The sequence below is a fragment of the Bacillus salipaludis genome, from assembly GCF_030938565.1.
Taxonomy (GTDB): domain Bacteria; phylum Bacillota; class Bacilli; order Bacillales; family Cytobacillaceae; genus Neobacillus; species Neobacillus salipaludis_A.
In genome coordinates, this window is record NZ_JAVGVR010000001.1 from 490,487 (window position 1) to 505,952 (window position 15,466).

Consider the following 15,466-nt stretch of genomic DNA (forward strand, 5'->3'; position numbering starts at 1 on the left):
CTTATCCCCTAAGAATTGCAGAAAGGATGTAGGTGGTTCCGCTTAGGCATTACAGCAAGCCTGCGCACCTAGTCGCACATCTTTTCTGGATGATTTCATTTATAACCTATTTATAGTGTATCACTAATATTTAAAGATTAAAATATTTTGATAGGTTTTAAGGTGTTTAAAAGCTTGTAAAAAGAGGAAAGTCCATCCACATGACTTATGAAGGCAGAAAAACCAAGGTTTAAACCCAGCTTCTTGCCAGGTTTGTGTCCTTGGTCTTTTCATCTGTATTAATTTGTCCTATTTACTAAACTTTTTAAAAATTAATGTGGCATTATGTCCGCCGAATCCTAATGAGTTTGAAAGCACGACCTGAATATCCTTCTTCTTAGCAAAATTGGGGACATAATCCAAATCAAGTTGTTCATCAGGGGTTTCATAATTAATCGTTGGAGGGAGGATCCCTTCCTTGATGGCTAATAATGAAAAGATCGCCTCAATAGCACCCGTTGCTCCAAGCAAATGTCCTGTCATCGATTTTGTCGAACTTACCGAAAGAGAATACGCATGTTCTTTGAAAACTTCCTTGATCGCTAATGTTTCATACAAATCATTATAATACGTGGATGTGCCATGAGCATTGATATAGTCCACCTGCTCCGGAGGGATATCGGCATCCGCTAATGCTAGTTTCATGGCCCGTTGTGCCCCCTCTCCCTCAGGTGCAGGTGTTGTAATATGATGAGCATCTCCTGTAGCACCATATCCAATCAGTTCTCCATATATGTGAGCACCACGAGCTAGGGCATGCTCTAATTCTTCTAATACCAAAATTCCAGCGCCTTCCCCGATAACAAATCCATCACGATTCTTATCAAATGGCCGGCTTGCTGATGTTGGATCTGGATTTTTCGAAAGTGCAGTCATATTCGAAAATCCGGCAACGGTCATATCTGTAATCGTTGCTTCTGTCCCGCCGGCAATCATCATGTCAACATCGCCTTTTTGGATCACTCGGAAGGCATCACCAATTGAATTAGCGCCTGATGCACAAGCTGTGACGGAACAATTGTTGATTCCTTTTGCTCCAAGTTCGATAGAGACTTGGCCTGCTGCCATGTCTGGGATAAACATTGGAATCGTAAACGGATTCACCCTTCTTTGACCTTTTTCGATAAATTTTCGATGTTGTTCCTCAAATTCACCTAAACCACCAATTCCTGACCCAATCCAAACTCCGACCCGTTCGGGCTGAATATCCACACCGATCTGAATCCCTGCATCCGTAACAGCCATTTTGCTTGCAGCAACAGCAAACTGACTATAACGGCCCATTCTTCTTGCTTCTTTTTTATCCATAAATTCTTCCGGTGCAAAGTTTTTTACTTCTGCAGCAATTTTAATATCAACTTTTTCTGCATCCAATATCGTTGCCGGACCAATTCCGGATACACCATTTTTGATATTATTCCATGTTGCATTCACATCATTCCCCAAGGGAGTGACAGCCCCAATACCAGTAACCACTATTCTTCGATTCATCTATTGCTCTCCCTTAATTCATTATTCAAATGATCATTCAATCCCTCAATAAAGTTCACAAAAGCCTTCACAACATTCCATTCCAAGGATTCCTTATGGTAATACATCCATGTTCTCCGTAATATAGGATTTCCTTTTTGGCTGGTTAAAACTATTTTATATAAATCATCTATTTCATTAAGTATACGGCTGGACAAGAAGCCATAGCCTAATCCATTTATAACCATTTCCTTACAAGTATCAACCTGGTCCACTTCAATACTGATAAACGGCGGCTGTGAATAATTTTCGGCCCACCAATTATCAATTAATGATTTTAATAAGAAATCTCCGTTATAGTCAATTCTGGGTAGATTTGGCAAATCGGCAATATCAATTGCTTCCTTCGATGTAACAGAAACGGTTTCTTCAAATAATAAATGCTTCTTCAGTCCTCTGCAGTTATAGTCACCGCGAACAAATCCGATATGAACATCCTTATTGTGTATAAGTTTCGTTACATCTTTACTCCAGCCTGTAATCACTTTAAATTCCACATGAGGATACTGGTTTTTAAATAATTTCAAAATATAGGGCAGTTCATAATTGGCAAAGAAGTTGGATACTCCCAATTTCATTGTTCCTACAACCTCATTGCCAGACGTTTGACTCATATTCCGGACATGCTCTACTATTTTGTTATATTGAGCAAGGATATTATCGGCACACTGAACAAGATATTCTCCCTCTGGGGTGAAATGGATCCCTCTGCTTTCACGGGTTACAATTTTGACACCTAATTCCTCCTGCATTTGCTTTAATCGATTAGTTAATGCAGGCTGGGTAATAAACAAAAGCCTTGCTGCTTTCGTTAGGTTCTTCTCACTATAGAGGACTTTCAGTATCTCCCAATCACGGTAATCCACGATTTCCTCCTAATTTTTGCCATATAGATTTTTTTTATATCTTATTATAAATTTTTAGCATTTTATTTATTTCCATTATTGCATTATCATTGACCCGTAGCAATTAATAATCGTCTTTATACCCTAGATTGAGATTCATAATAACCCAATCACCTTTATGGTTTAACATAGCATATTTTCTCTTTAACCATATTTATAGATGTCCTGTCTGGGGGACAGAAATAATTTAAAAAATAGGAGGAATTTTTATGTGGATTATAACTCGTTATTTAGATTCAAATATTTCCATGTTTGAATTTGAAACGGAAGAAGAAGCAAGAGAGGCTCTTAAGAACATGAAGGGCTGTAAAATTATCTCTGAGGTTGTATATTTCAACGACCCTTGTTTTCAGCAGGAAATCGCTTAAAGATAATACAGTAAAATATTAGTATATATTTATTTAATTTTTTCGCCTCCCTGCATTTGCAGAGAGGCTTTTTGCTTAAATAATTTTAAAGTTACCGCTGGTCTAATCATTTTGTTTTTTTATTATGTTGGAAAAATTAATAGCCTCTATTTATGATACGGCTCACCGTAATTAGCCTAAGTGCGGTTTTCTATTAACAGATTCCTTCTTTACTTCATTTAATCAAATCAATATTTTTTATTTTTTCTGCTGGTGACTCCTTTTTAGATATCGGAGCATTTTTACCAACAATTACTAAAATAACTACAATTATCGCTGTTATCATTGTTACTATAGTTATTGACTCATCTAAAAAGATAGTGGCAAATACAATCATTAAAAATGGTTGGATATATTGAAGTTGACTAACCCTCGCAACCCCCCCTAAAGCCATACCGCCATACCAAGCAACATATGCTAAAAACTGACTTACAATGGCTAAATAGAGTAAACTAATCCAAGCTTGAATTGGTGCATTTAACATTTCAACGGAAAAATTCATAGCTACTGGAATGACGAAAAATGGTGCGCCTATAACAATTGCCCACGCTATTACTTGCCAACTTCCTATTTCTTTTGACAGTTTGCCCCCTTCGGCATAACTAAATCCTAAAATAATTACTGCAGCCAAGAGTGCAAAATCTGCAAATTGAAGCTTTCCAAAACCTAAATCCATTGCATACAAAATTACTGCCCCTGCCCCAATTAAACTTGAAATCCAAAATTTCAATGAAGGTTTTTCCCCGGCCCTTAACATCGCAATCCCTGCCGTTGCTAATGGCAATAATGCTACTTCAACTGCTCCATGCGAAACTGGTAGTGTTTCCATTGCCCATGAAGTAAGTAGTGGAAATGCAAGGACAGCTCCTACAGTGACAGTTAGAATACTTTTAAATTGAGGCCGAGTTGGAATTTTCTCGTTTCGAACAATAAGGAGAATACCAACTAAAATCGCTGCAATAACTGTCCTTCCTAACCCAACTATCGTAGTACCGAAATATTCAACAGAAATACTTGTAAATGGTAAGGTTAGGCTAAAGCAAATTACTCCTACTAAGCCTAACAATAATCCTGATTTTTCCCTTTTCATTCATTTTCCTCCTCAACTATTTTCTTATTTAATCTGTTTTAAGAAAATCAAATCCAATGACAGTTTTGTTATAATTCAGATAATACTGGACACAGAAATGAAATTAAATCTCTATTTTCTAAATCTGTCATGGTACAGTTTAAGGAGGTTGGAGTTTATTTGAGTTCTAAATACTTAAAAATCGTAGAAGAAATTAAGAATCAACTTACTGATGGGACCCTAGTTGCCGGCAGTAAACTTCCTTCTGTTCGACAACTATCTGAAAAGTTTTGCTGTAGTAAAAATACTGTTATTAAGGCTTACAGTGAGTTAGAAAAAGAACACTTAGTTTATGCTATACCTCAAAGTGGCTATTATATCGTAAATGAATTTAATATCTCTGCTAATGATCATACTATTATTGATTTTTTATCTGCTGGACCAGATATAAATTTAATACCATATATTGAATTTCAACATTGCTTAAATCAAGCAATCGAAAAGTATAAGAAGGATATTTTCACTTATTCAGATCACCAAGGTTTTCACTCATTACGTACAGAAATAGTTAAAAACCTTCAAAATTCACAAGTATTCACCGAGCCCGACCGTGTAGTAATCGTTTCAGGCTCACAACAAGCTATACATTTACTGGCAGCACTCCCATTTCCAAATGGCAAAAAAAATATTCTTATTGAACAACCAACCTATTTTGGCATGATTGAATCTCTCCAGATACATCAAATTACAACCTTTGGAGTTGAATTATCGATGAATGGAATCGATTTAGATCGTCTCGAATATATTTTTAAAAATAATGATATTAAGTTTTTCTATATCATTCCAAGATTTCATAATCCTCTTGGACATTCTTATACAAATAATGAGAAGAAGAAAATAGTAGAGTTAGCAAATAAATATGATGTCTATATTGTTGAGGATGACTTTTTAGGTGAATTAGACCGAGATAAAAAATCCGATCCATTATTCTCTTTTGACACATCCGGTAGAGTCATTTATATTAAAAGTTTTTCAAAAGTATTTCTTCCTGGGCTACGAATTGCTGGAGTGGTATTGCCAACAATTATGATAAAAAACTTCTTACGTTATAAATTTAGTGCAGATTTTAACAGTTCCGTCCTTTCACAAGGTGCATTAGATATCTATTTAAAAAGTGGTATGTATAATAGTCATTTAAAAAAAATAAAAGAAGTTTATTTTAATAAGTTGCAACTACTCAAGAGTTCTTGCGAAGAATTACTTCCCCAAGACACATATTTCACTAAACCTGATAGCGGATTTTATCTTTCAATTTATTTACCTGAAAATGTATCAGCAAAAAAACTTGCTCTTTTATTATCTGAAGAACTAATTTTAATTGATGATACAGATAGAATGTTCTTAGCTGAATATAAGAAAGATAATCTCATTCGTTTATGTATTTCTCAAGTACAAAACCATCAAATAAAATTTGGAGTAGAAAAAATAGCCCAAACCATTGCCTTATTAAAAAATAAAAAGAATTATTTTCATAATCATACCTCTCTCATTTGATAAAATTTAAAAAGCAGCACCAATCCGAAACAGGACTGGTGCTGCTTTAACTCCTTTAAAAAACCTCATTTACTTATGATACGGTTCTCCTCGATTTATTCGGTACGCCCGATAAATCTGCTCCACCAAAATCAACCTCATCAGTTGATGGGGGAAAGTCATCTTTGAAAAAGACAACTGTTCATTCGATCTCCGCAATACTTCATCACTCAACCCTAACGAACCACCGATCACAAAAGCAATTTTACTTTTTCCATATGTAGCTAACTTATCTAATGTATCCGCAAGTTGCTCCGAAGATTGCATTTTACCGTTAATTGCTAAGGCGATCACATAGGCATCTTGGCTGATTTTCGCCAAAATTCGTTCGCCTTCTTTTTCCTTGACCTGAAGCATTTCCGATTCACTTAATTCCTCCGGTGCCTTTTCATCCGCAACCTCAATTACTTCCACCTTTGCATAGGCGGACAATCGCTTTAAATACTCATCAATTCCTTGCTTCAAATATTTCTCTTTTAATTTGCCAACCGTCACAATCGAGATATTCACAATCCACAGCCCTTTTCAAATTGATTACAAACAGCTTACAAACAAGATATCCACAGAAGTTATCCACATATACACAATTTTTATCCACATCTTGTATGGAATCACTTGTTCGCCACTATATATACAGCGCTATTTCGACAATATTCACAGCTTGTTGATAAATTATCCACATCCAGTTTTGTTAATAACGGAAATGTTTCATGTTCGTTCACAACCGTATCCAATGCAATATCCACATGTTCCTCGCAGCAATAAATCATCTCTAACTTCACCCTTTGAAAAATATTTTCTCTTACCTTATTTTTTACTTTAAACCAATCAGTCATACTGAACCTCATCCATGTTACCACAAAATAAAGCAGGAGGGTGGTCCTTCACCTCCTGCCTTACAACTTACTGTGTTTTATCACTGACCAGTTTTAACGTTGTTTCGTCTAATTTCCCACTTCGGTAAAACTTAATTTTCATTTGCTCACCAATCTTCTTACTTTGATACAAATGTTTCCTCAAGTCTAAGACATCATTTATCTTCTTTCCATCCATTTCTACAATGACATCTAGTTCCTTTAGGCCTGCCTGATCGGCAGGAGAATTTGGTACAACCTCACGAAGGGCTACACCATAGTTTACATTCCTCGGCAATTTGAGGGCTTCCTCTTGATAGTAAGCTGGAATTTCAGAAACGGATTTTAAATCAACACCCATATATGGCCGTTTTACACTTCCATACTGCTCTAAATCATTGATAATTGGTTTTGCGGAATTAATCGGAATCGATAAACCAATTCCTTCAACTGCCTCTTGAGATATTTTCATCGAATTGATTCCAACCACTTGACCGCCAATATTGACTAAGGCACCGCCGCTATTACCAGGGTTGATGGCGGCATCTGTTTGTAAAACCTCTGCCTGCCAATCAATAATCCCATCCTGATTGATATCTACCGGGATTGTCCGTTTTAATCCTGAAACAATTCCCTGTGTCACAGAACCGGAGAAGGTAGGACCAAGCGGGTTCCCAATCGCAATAACCGGTTCGCCCATTTTTAATTCATCGGAATTTCCGAATTGAGCAATTTTTTTAACATGGGTGGCGTCAATTTCAAGAACGGCTAAATCTGTCCAAATATCACTGCCCAGAAGGTCTGCAGGGATTTTGGTCCCGTCTGTAAGACTCACTTCAAGTTTTGTAGCCCCTTCCACCACGTGGTGATTCGTGACGACAAAAGCTTTATTTCCAGCCTTTTTATAAATGACACCTGAGCCGGTCCCAGCTGCTTCTTCTGACTTTTTCCCATTGTCAGACCAAAATTGAGTCGATTGAATATTGGTAATTCCTACAACTGCCGGACCTGCTTGATCAACGGCCTTGGTTGTATTGGTGGTCACATTATAGGACACATTTTGCTGTACAAAACCTTGTTGGTTATTAGTGCCTGTTTCTGTTGAAACCTGATTTTTAGGTTGAATATCGTAGGGAAGAACGCCCGAATTTGCTAAGTTCGGAATGAACATAACTACCAAAACAGCTCCTATAACCGCTCCAATCAAACTGGAGAAGAAAAAGCCGCCTCTGCCTCTTTTTTCTCGATAACGTCCATTTGAATGATCATCATAATAACCCATTTACCGATTCCCTCTCTTTCGAAAAGCTGCTATCGTTTATTTTGGCTTATATGTACAATTATACTCTTCTAAACAGCGATTTATAAAAAAATGCAATTTCTTACAGTATTTTTCCATTATTAGACACATTTTAGACTTAATCTCTACACAAAAAGAGCGAGGGTTGCCTCGCTCTCTTGTTAATTAACTATTCTATACGGCAGTTAAAGTGGTAGGGGTTTTCGGGTCGGTATCATAAAGTTCAAACTGCTCCCCAACAATCAAACCGCGGCCTTGTAATGTTTGCGACACGGACATCCGCGCTAAATCCTTCATGTTATTATCAAGGCTTAAATGAGCAAGATAGACCCTGCGCGTCTTATCACCAATCACTTCACTCATTGCCACCGCTGCATCTTCATTGGAGACATGGCCGACATCGCTTAAAATCCTCCGCTTAATATTCCAAGGATATCTGCCCATCCGCAGCATTTGTACATCATGATTGGATTCAAATATATACGCATCAGCATTCGTGATAATTCCCTTCATCCGGTCACTGACATAACCTGTATCTGTAATCAACACAAGCTTTTTATCGGAATGGTGAAAAACGTAAAACATTGGTTCTGCTGCATCATGTGAAACACCAAAGGATTCAATCTCTACGGCCCCAAAGCTTTTTACCGTTTCCATGTTAAACACAAATTTTTGCTCAGTTGGAATCTCTCCTACTAAACCATCCATTGCCCGCCAGGTTTTTTCATTTGCGTAAACAGGGAGCTTATATTTACGTGCAAGGACACCGACTCCCTTAATATGGTCACTGTGCTCATGGGTAACAAATATCCCTGAAAGTTTACTTATATCCCGGTCAATTTGCCCAAATAGGCTTTCCATCTGTTTTCCGCTAAACCCGGCATCTACCAAAAAGGAATGTTCATCGGACTCAACATATAGTGCATTCCCCGTACTTCCACTCGCTAATATGCTATAACGCAATGACATTCTATTTCACTCCACTACATTTTTTTCGTCGCTGTTAAATTGAATAATCTGTCCTTCAAATGCATTTACAAACAGGCTCTCTTTATCATCGACAACAAAGCGCCATGTCGGTGCCAGCACTTGAGAGGCCGCAAGCTGTATTAAGGTGGAATATCCCAGTTCAACCTTTGTAATCGTACTCTTTGGTTTAAGAATCCCTTTTTGATGCAGGGTTTCGATTGCCTTTAAAGGAGGGAGGATTTCCTCTTTAGCCGTAAGTTTTTCGATTCCCTCCAAATAAGTCTGCTCGTAGGAGACAATTTGATTGTCTTTATTCAAATGAAACGTAATCATACCATTAATATTATGATATAAAGGGTAACTATCATATTGTTGGAAATAGGTAATCGTTTTTTGTTTATCATTTTCTTCCCAAAATTGATACTGGTCCCCGTAAAGAACATCGCTTTTTAAAAAAGCAGAAAGATCAGCTGGTTCAAATTTTGAGCTCAGCTTTAATGGTTTTTCGAGTTTCGCCTGGATCGTCGTCTCATCCTTTAGAACAGCGGCTTCTCCGTCTAAACGATTTAAATCACTCTTCTTGAATTTCTTTGGCTTTGCACTGTAATATTGAGCCTTTATGGGTGCTTTCGGCAAATCCCCATATTTAATTTCATCAGCCTTTAGTTTTTCCTCAAAGGTTGCTTCCGTAATTAATTCATATTTGTTCGCATCACGGATTTTCAAGAATTGAAAGAGCAGATAAACATCCAAAATTAGGAAGGTTATAATAAAAATGGTTTTTATTTTACTCCAATCCATGCTTGAATCCTCCCTGGTCTTCCATCGTGATCTGCACCCAAGTATCATCATATTGATAAAACCAGGCAGGTTCTAAGAGGATTATTTTGTTTTCCTTTGAATCCCGTTCCATCCGGTATCCCAGCTCAATCTTTTTCAATAATTCAGGATTAAAATTCTTCCTGTCTTCTAAAAACTTTAATGCTTCTCGTCCGGAAGGAAGAATCATTTTCTTCGTTTCAGAACGAAGCGGCAAATCCAGGGAAATATTCGGTCTTATATATTTCATAATTTCATTTTTTCCCCAAACTTCCTTAATTTCTGATGCACCCTGATCATTATGGACAGGATATCCGTCCATACTGTATAACCGAAAGACGACGGATTGTTCATAATCATCCTTTGAAACATAACGATAAGGATCCGTCCAGCCGCCATGTTCATTCACAAAATCAATGCTCTTTTTTACTAAATCATAGGAATTGGACGTATATTCGCTTTCTACTGTCGGATTTACATATACCAGCATATTGCTGTCATAATAGACATTCATTTTACTTGAATCATTCGTGTATTCTTCACCGTGCGGAAGCATGCTTTTTTGCACAAAGCTTGGGTCGCTGAACAATGCCTCTTTAAATTCATTGGAATCAAGAGTGATTGGTAAATAACGATACTCCATCATTTCCGTTTCACTTTCAGGTAAAAAAATCGTCCGTTTTGCTGTAGGCTTATAGGCAAAATACCTCGGTAAATTCACTGCCTTTTTATAAAAGTCCTTCTGAAATCCCTTCAATAATGCAGATGAAATATGACTGATAAACACCTGTTGATGTTCTGAAGAAACAAAGTAAACAGTTCCGAAGTCCTTGCTGGAATTTTCCACATTAATTACAATTCGATCAAAGTTAAAGGATGGAATTTTACGCCCTTCAAAATTAAGAACGCTCCGGTATAAGGCGATCGGAATCTCTCCAGGAAAAATAATTTCTGTCTTGCCATTTCCATGAACGAGATTATTTATATTTCCTGCCTTTTCCGTATAATTTCCAACATCTAAAAAGGTCCACTGACCTAACTGTTTCATGATTTCCTCTAGTTCATCTGTGTTAGAGGTCCCATAATGATGACCGCTGATATGATATAAAATTTGATCGGGTCTTAGGATTTTTTGAACTTCCTGCTTCTCACTTAACGATACTTCCTCAACCGTATTCGCATTTTTCATCGTTTCATAATTGGGCTGATATGTCCATAAATTCCAAGTTAACACAATGCTAATTAAGATCAAAAGCGTTAAAATAACAGACTTTATATTTTCGTATCTCATGACCACTCATCCTCTTCGGACCCATCGTACGGTAGTGAAAAAGAGATAACCGTTCCTTTTCCTTCTTGGCTGGTCGCCCAAATTCCCCCGCCATGTGCATTAATAATTTCCTTTGCAATGGCAAGGCCCAAACCGGTACCGCCCAATTTTCGGGTTCTTGCTTTATCAACACGATAAAAACGATCAAATATCCTCCCGATATTTTCTTTCGGAATCCCCATCCCTTGGTCGGATATGCTCACAATAATTCTACCTTCTTCCTCCTGAATGGAAAACGTGACTTGTCCGCCTTCAGGGGAATACTTTAGAGCATTGGAAATAATGTTATAGAGTACTTGTGTTAATTTATCCTCGTCGATTTCCACGAAAATTGGATTAGATGGAAGCATCCTTTTAAAGGTGACATTTTGTTCCTTCGACATTTCAAAGCGATCGATGATGCTGTGGAAGAAGCTTACAAAATTTACCCACTCAGGAGAAAGCATATAATCCGTGCTATCCATTTTCGATAAAGTGAGAAGATCGTTCACAAGCCGAATCATTCTTTCAGTTTCCGTTCGTGTAACCTCTAAGAAGTTCGGGGCAATCTCCTCATCCTTCCATGCCCCATCCGCCAATGCCTCAAGGTAACTACGCATCGTTGTAAGCGGAGTTCTTAACTCATGCGACACATTCGCCACAAATTCCCTTCGCTCTGTATTAATTTTTTCTTGTTCTGTGATATCATGCAGTACAGCAATTAATCCATTAACAAAGCCTGTCTCTTTTTGAATCACTGAGAAATTTGCCCGAAGGATATAGGGCTTTGTTTTTGTACTATAATCCAAAATTAACGAATCCTTTTCCTCAAGCAGATCTTCAAAGGTATTCGTGTCACTTAACCCTAAAAGTGATACAATCGGCTGCGAAAGAACTGTTTCACGTGAAACATCCAACATCTCGGCTGCTGGTTCATTGATTAAAATTACCCGTCCTTTCCGGTCTGTCGCGATTACTCCATCTGTCATATACGATAAAACGGTGGAGAGCTTCCTGCGTTCACCTTCAGTCATCGCCTGAGCTTCTTGGAGTTTCTTCGTTAAATTATTAAAGGTCATCGCTAATGTACCAATTTCATCATTTCCGTACACTTTAACCTTTCGTGAGAAATTCCCTTTAGTCATGGCTATGGCTTGCTTCTTCAAATCTGAAATTGGCCGTGTAATGGTCTGAGCCAGTAAAACCCCTAAAACAGCGGTAATCGCTAAGGCAATACCAGTCCCCGTTGCAAAAATGCCATTGATTGTCTTCATTTGTTCAAAGACATTTTCAATTTTCGCAACAAGATAAATGGCTCCAATCACTTTTTTTCCCGATTTAATCGGCTTCGAGAGGACCCAAATTCTGTGCCCTGATTGCGGATCAATTAAAATACTGCTTTGTTCCTCTTCTAATGTGAGGGTTTGTTTCACCCGAAGCTCTGTCGAACGCTGACCGACGACCCCCTGATTATTGGGGTCAGAGGTCCCAAGAATTTTCATCGACCGCCCATCAATGACACGCACCTCTGATATATCCACTGCTGAGAAGTCCCTGAGGATTTTTTTTATATCTTCTTCAAGTGTTGGGTCCTCAGGTGTCCGTTCCTTTTCCATTTCTTCAACAATATTATAAGCAAGCAAATTGACACGCTCTGTTAAAGAGGTTTGGAAGTTGGTCCTTAGTGTTTCTTCTAATTGCTTCACAAAATAAACACCAATAATTTGCATCGCAACTAAAATCAACAGCACATAGATGATGACAAATTTAACATTTATAGATCGAAAGAAACCAACCTTTCTCATGAAGGCCATTACTCCTGTTCAGGATTGCGCAAATAATATCCAACTCCTCTTCGCGTCACGATCCAAGTTGGATGGCTTGGGCTATCCTCAATTTTTTCCCGCAAGCGCCGGACAGTTACGTCAACGGTTCGAACATCGCCATAATAATCGTAACCCCAAACGGTTTGTAATAAATGTTCTCTTGTCATTACCTGGCCAATATGCTGAGCCAAATAATAGAGCAGTTCAAATTCACGATGTGTCAGCTCAATGGTTTCGCCGCGTTTCGAAACAACATAGGCATCAGGATGAATCACCAACGAGCCAATTTCAATTTCATTTGTTTCGGATTCTTCCTCCGACGGCGTGTTAAACTGCTGATGCCGGCGTAAATTTGCTTTTACACGGGCAATTAGTTCCCTTGTGCTAAAAGGTTTTGTTACATAATCATCCGCACCAAGCTCAAGCCCAAGTACCTTATCAATTTCCGAGTCCTTAGCTGTCAGCATGATGATCGGCATTTCATATTTTTTGCGGACTTCCCGGCAGACTTCCATACCATCTTTTTGAGGAATCATAATATCAAGAAGAATTAAATCCGGCTGGATTTCCTCGACCATTTTAATTGCTTCATTACCATCATAGGCACAATAGACATTGTAGCCTTCCTTTTTTAAGTTGAATTGTAGAATATCCGCAATCGGCTTTTCATCATCCACGACTAGAATTTTTTTCTCCATACCCATTGCTCCTTTATCTAAATAAAGTCATATATACTCTATTTTACTTTATCATGTAATCCGTTTTAAATCATCTATTAGTAGTATTTGCTACAAATGCCATCATTAATGGCAAAAATAGAAAAAGCCTCTAGACCACTAGAGACCATTTCTCAATTTATCTTCTTAAATAAGATAGAGGATTTTCTAATGCACCATTTTTATATACTTCAAAATGCAGGTGGACCCCTGTTGCATCGCCTGTTGCCCCCATTATGCCGATTGCTTGGCCCTTTTCAATCGTTTGACCTGCGCTTACCTTAAGGGAGGACATATGCGCGTAAATGGTATGAAAGCCATTACGATGATCAATTTCAATTTTATTTCCGAAACTTCCATCGATGCCTGCGAAAATAACTACACCATTATCTGCCGCTTTAATGGTTCGATTGCTAGGACGGGCAATGTCAATCCCTTTATGCATGCGTCCCCATCTATATCCCACCTTGCTGGAAATATAGCCCCCAACGGTTGGCCAGGCGAAACTGCCCTCGCCGCGGGAAGGGATTACCTTTGTCCCTTTTACAACAATATGCTTTACTGGTTTTTGGAGAACCTTTTGTTCAATAACCGCTTTTTTAAGGGGCTTTCCATTTTTTAATAAGATTTGATACGTTACAGCTCGTGAACCTTTTTTACCTTTTTGTCTTTCCTTCGTTTCCCCTTTAGGCAGAGAGGAGGAGGTAACAACTTCACTCTTATATGGAATGGTTTCCTTCTTATTTATTTCTTTTTCAACCACCACATTTATATAAGGCTTGGGTACAGTGATGTCCACCCTTTGACCTATTTTTAATACAGAATCGTCTTGCAGCTTTGGATTTAGGGCTAAAAGATCTTCAAGCTTTAGCTTATGGTCATTGGCAATCGAACCAAGGACATCGCCTTTTTTAACTTCATACTTTTTTTCTTCAACGTTCCCCTTTTGCAAAAAGGTAACTGCCTTTTTCGCAGTTAACACTTTTTCCGGTGCTGCCTTTTCTGCATGAATGGAGACATTCTCGGCAAAGTGTACATCGAGTAACCGAGTTTCATTTTGCTTTAATGGAGAAAGAGAGGCCTTCCTTGAAGCTTTTTTTTTCTCTAACTTTTTCAATTGATCCTTTGATACATATTGTAGTTTAAGCTTTTCGATGACATTTTTAGCCGCTTTGGTGCTGTCTAAATAGGCCACTGGTGTTCCTTCTACTAAAATTACAGCGGAATCGGCCTGTAATAGATTGCTATTTTCAAGATTGCTAATGGTCTCTTGATCGTTTGCCGTTGAATGGAAAACTTCTTCAGATATGTACTCAATTTGCGGATTGATTTTTAAATCAAGGTCCTTGTAGGTTTTCTTCAAGTCCTTTATTTTTTCCGAAATGGATTTTTCAATGATTGATTGGTCTGAAACTGTACCAATATATGTATTGTTTAGGTATACGTAGTGTATGGTTGTTAAATTTGAGGAATCGGCAAAAGTATTGGACCCATTTGCAAGGAGCAAAGAGGATGTAACAATAGCTGATATCGCAGCCATTTTAAGTATTCGGAATTTTTTATTGAGATGAAACATGTAATACCCCCTAAATCACAAAAACAATCACTATTTAAATTTATTTATCAATAAAAATTTTCTTACAAATTTCGACTTCTTTACCTTACCATAATATAGGTAAAAAAGGAGATTCTTCTTGGTAATGTAACAAAATTGTATAATTGCTGACATTTTTCTACATAGGGTGTGTAGTAGTTAGGAACATTTTTACTTTTTGGGGAATAAAAAAGAAGCTTGCTTTCGCAAACTTCTTTGGGATGGCTCAGGACGGAATCGAACCGCCGACACAAGGATTTTCAGTCCTTTGCTCTACCGACTGAGCTACTGAGCCATATTAATATTATCCCTACAACAAAATAGCTGTAGTCCTTCGTCCCCATCTCAGAACGCTTATTCAAGCAGCAGTACGATGGGTGCGCTGATGCTGATTCAAAATAGCTTATTCGATCGTGCTCTACCGACTGAGCTACTGAGGAAATAATATGGCGGTCCGGACGGGACTCGAACCCGCGACCTCCTGCGTGACAGGCAGGCATTCTAACCAACTGAACTACCGGACCAATTTTATATTA

At 38.0% G+C, this 15,466-nt stretch carries 14 protein-coding genes and 2 tRNA genes; 2 read left to right on the forward strand and 14 right to left on the reverse strand.

Annotation, left to right across the window (positions count from 1 at the left end; genetic code table 11):
- Positions 1 to 288 precede the first annotated feature (288 nt).
- Together fabF and RCG21_RS02345 are read right to left on the reverse strand one after the other, a co-directional pair.
- A complete protein-coding gene (gene fabF / locus RCG21_RS02340; protein WP_133332817.1) occupies positions 289 to 1,530 on the reverse strand; it encodes a beta-ketoacyl-ACP synthase II in 1,242 nt (413 codons plus the stop codon).
- Positions 1,527 to 2,435, reverse strand: a complete 909-nt coding sequence (locus RCG21_RS02345; protein ID WP_133332816.1) for a LysR family transcriptional regulator — start codon at positions 2,433 to 2,435, stop codon at positions 1,527 to 1,529. The genes fabF and RCG21_RS02345 overlap by 4 nt, the downstream gene beginning before the upstream one ends.
- A gap of 248 nt (positions 2,436 to 2,683) precedes the next feature.
- Between RCG21_RS02345 and RCG21_RS02350 the strand changes: the two genes are divergently transcribed.
- Positions 2,684 to 2,842 (forward strand): hypothetical protein, encoded by a 159-nt coding sequence (locus tag RCG21_RS02350; protein ID WP_165976155.1) that lies wholly within the window; start codon positions 2,684 to 2,686, stop codon positions 2,840 to 2,842.
- Positions 2,843 to 3,056: 214 nt separating this feature from the next.
- Here RCG21_RS02350 and RCG21_RS02355 read toward each other — a convergent pair whose 3' ends face one another.
- Positions 3,057 to 3,971, reverse strand: a complete 915-nt coding sequence (locus RCG21_RS02355) for a DMT family transporter (RefSeq protein ID WP_308912873.1) — start codon at positions 3,969 to 3,971, stop codon at positions 3,057 to 3,059.
- A 159-nt stretch (positions 3,972 to 4,130) separates the two neighbouring features.
- On the opposite strand from RCG21_RS02355, the gene RCG21_RS02360 reads away from it, so the two are divergent.
- On the forward strand, positions 4,131 to 5,504 hold the full coding sequence (locus RCG21_RS02360) for an aminotransferase-like domain-containing protein (protein ID WP_133332814.1): 1,374 nt from the start codon (positions 4,131 to 4,133) through the stop codon (positions 5,502 to 5,504).
- A 69-nt stretch (positions 5,505 to 5,573) separates the two neighbouring features.
- On the opposite strand, the gene rlmH is transcribed toward RCG21_RS02360, so the two are convergent.
- The 11 genes from rlmH to RCG21_RS02415 all read right to left on the reverse strand — a co-directional run bounded on the left by rlmH (position 5,574) and on the right by RCG21_RS02415 (position 15,454).
- Positions 5,574 to 6,053 carry a 23S rRNA (pseudouridine(1915)-N(3))-methyltransferase RlmH gene (rlmH, locus tag RCG21_RS02365; RefSeq protein WP_133332813.1) on the reverse strand — a complete coding sequence of 160 codons (480 nt, stop codon included), beginning with the start codon at positions 6,051 to 6,053 and terminating at the stop codon, positions 5,574 to 5,576.
- 101 nt (positions 6,054 to 6,154) lie between these two features.
- Positions 6,155 to 6,379, reverse strand: a complete 225-nt coding sequence (locus RCG21_RS02370; RefSeq protein ID WP_308912874.1) for a CxxH/CxxC protein — start codon at positions 6,377 to 6,379, stop codon at positions 6,155 to 6,157.
- Positions 6,380 to 6,446: 67 nt separating this feature from the next.
- Entirely contained in the window at positions 6,447 to 7,679 is a 1,233-nt protein-coding gene (locus RCG21_RS02375) for a S1C family serine protease (protein ID WP_133332812.1), read from the reverse strand.
- Between the two features lie 192 nt (positions 7,680 to 7,871).
- On the reverse strand, positions 7,872 to 8,666 hold the full coding sequence (yycJ, locus tag RCG21_RS02380) for an exodeoxyribonuclease YycJ (protein ID WP_026573803.1): 795 nt from the start codon (positions 8,664 to 8,666) through the stop codon (positions 7,872 to 7,874).
- A 6-nt stretch (positions 8,667 to 8,672) separates the two neighbouring features.
- Positions 8,673 to 9,467 (reverse strand): two-component system regulatory protein YycI, encoded by a 795-nt coding sequence (locus RCG21_RS02385; RefSeq protein WP_133332811.1) that lies wholly within the window; start codon positions 9,465 to 9,467, stop codon positions 8,673 to 8,675.
- Entirely contained in the window at positions 9,454 to 10,776 is a 1,323-nt protein-coding gene (locus tag RCG21_RS02390) for a YycH family regulatory protein (RefSeq protein WP_308912875.1), read from the reverse strand. Before RCG21_RS02390 ends, RCG21_RS02385 begins: the two co-directional genes overlap by 14 nt.
- Positions 10,773 to 12,599, reverse strand: a complete 1,827-nt coding sequence (gene walK / locus RCG21_RS02395; protein WP_133332809.1) for a cell wall metabolism sensor histidine kinase WalK — start codon at positions 12,597 to 12,599, stop codon at positions 10,773 to 10,775. The genes RCG21_RS02390 and walK overlap by 4 nt, the downstream gene beginning before the upstream one ends.
- Before the next feature lie 8 nt (positions 12,600 to 12,607).
- Entirely contained in the window at positions 12,608 to 13,318 is a 711-nt protein-coding gene (yycF, locus tag RCG21_RS02400; RefSeq protein WP_026573807.1) for a response regulator YycF, read from the reverse strand.
- 157 nt (positions 13,319 to 13,475) lie between these two features.
- Positions 13,476 to 14,912, reverse strand: coding sequence for a peptidoglycan DD-metalloendopeptidase family protein (locus tag RCG21_RS02405; RefSeq protein WP_308912876.1), 1,437 nt, complete (start codon positions 14,910 to 14,912; stop codon positions 13,476 to 13,478).
- Positions 14,913 to 15,152: 240 nt separating this feature from the next.
- Positions 15,153 to 15,225, reverse strand: a tRNA-Phe gene (locus RCG21_RS02410).
- A gap of 152 nt (positions 15,226 to 15,377) precedes the next feature.
- Positions 15,378 to 15,454, reverse strand: a tRNA-Asp gene (locus tag RCG21_RS02415).
- Between the last annotated feature and the right edge of the window lie 12 nt (positions 15,455 to 15,466).

What these genes read in the sequence shown, in the direction of transcription:
- RCG21_RS02350 (WP_165976155.1), top strand. Translation starts at nt 2,684, where the DNA reads ATGTGGATTATAACTCGTTATTTAGATTCAAATATTTCCATGTTTGAA.
- yycJ (WP_026573803.1), bottom strand. Translation starts at nt 8,666, where the DNA reads ATGTCATTGCGTTATAGCATATTAGCGAGTGGAAGTACGGGGAATGCA.
- RCG21_RS02390 (WP_308912875.1), bottom strand. Translation starts at nt 10,776, where the DNA reads ATGAGATACGAAAATATAAAGTCTGTTATTTTAACGCTTTTGATCTTA.
- RCG21_RS02385 (WP_133332811.1), bottom strand. Translation starts at nt 9,467, where the DNA reads ATGGATTGGAGTAAAATAAAAACCATTTTTATTATAACCTTCCTAATT.
- RCG21_RS02370 (WP_308912874.1), bottom strand. Translation starts at nt 6,379, where the DNA reads ATGACTGATTGGTTTAAAGTAAAAAATAAGGTAAGAGAAAATATTTTT.
- RCG21_RS02355 (WP_308912873.1), bottom strand. Translation starts at nt 3,971, where the DNA reads ATGAAAAGGGAAAAATCAGGATTATTGTTAGGCTTAGTAGGAGTAATT.
- fabF (WP_133332817.1), bottom strand. Translation starts at nt 1,530, where the DNA reads ATGAATCGAAGAATAGTGGTTACTGGTATTGGGGCTGTCACTCCCTTG.
- RCG21_RS02405 (WP_308912876.1), bottom strand. Translation starts at nt 14,912, where the DNA reads ATGTTTCATCTCAATAAAAAATTCCGAATACTTAAAATGGCTGCGATA.
- yycF (WP_026573807.1), bottom strand. Translation starts at nt 13,318, where the DNA reads ATGGAGAAAAAAATTCTAGTCGTGGATGATGAAAAGCCGATTGCGGAT.
- RCG21_RS02375 (WP_133332812.1), bottom strand. Translation starts at nt 7,679, where the DNA reads ATGGGTTATTATGATGATCATTCAAATGGACGTTATCGAGAAAAAAGA.
- walK (WP_133332809.1), bottom strand. Translation starts at nt 12,599, where the DNA reads ATGAGAAAGGTTGGTTTCTTTCGATCTATAAATGTTAAATTTGTCATC.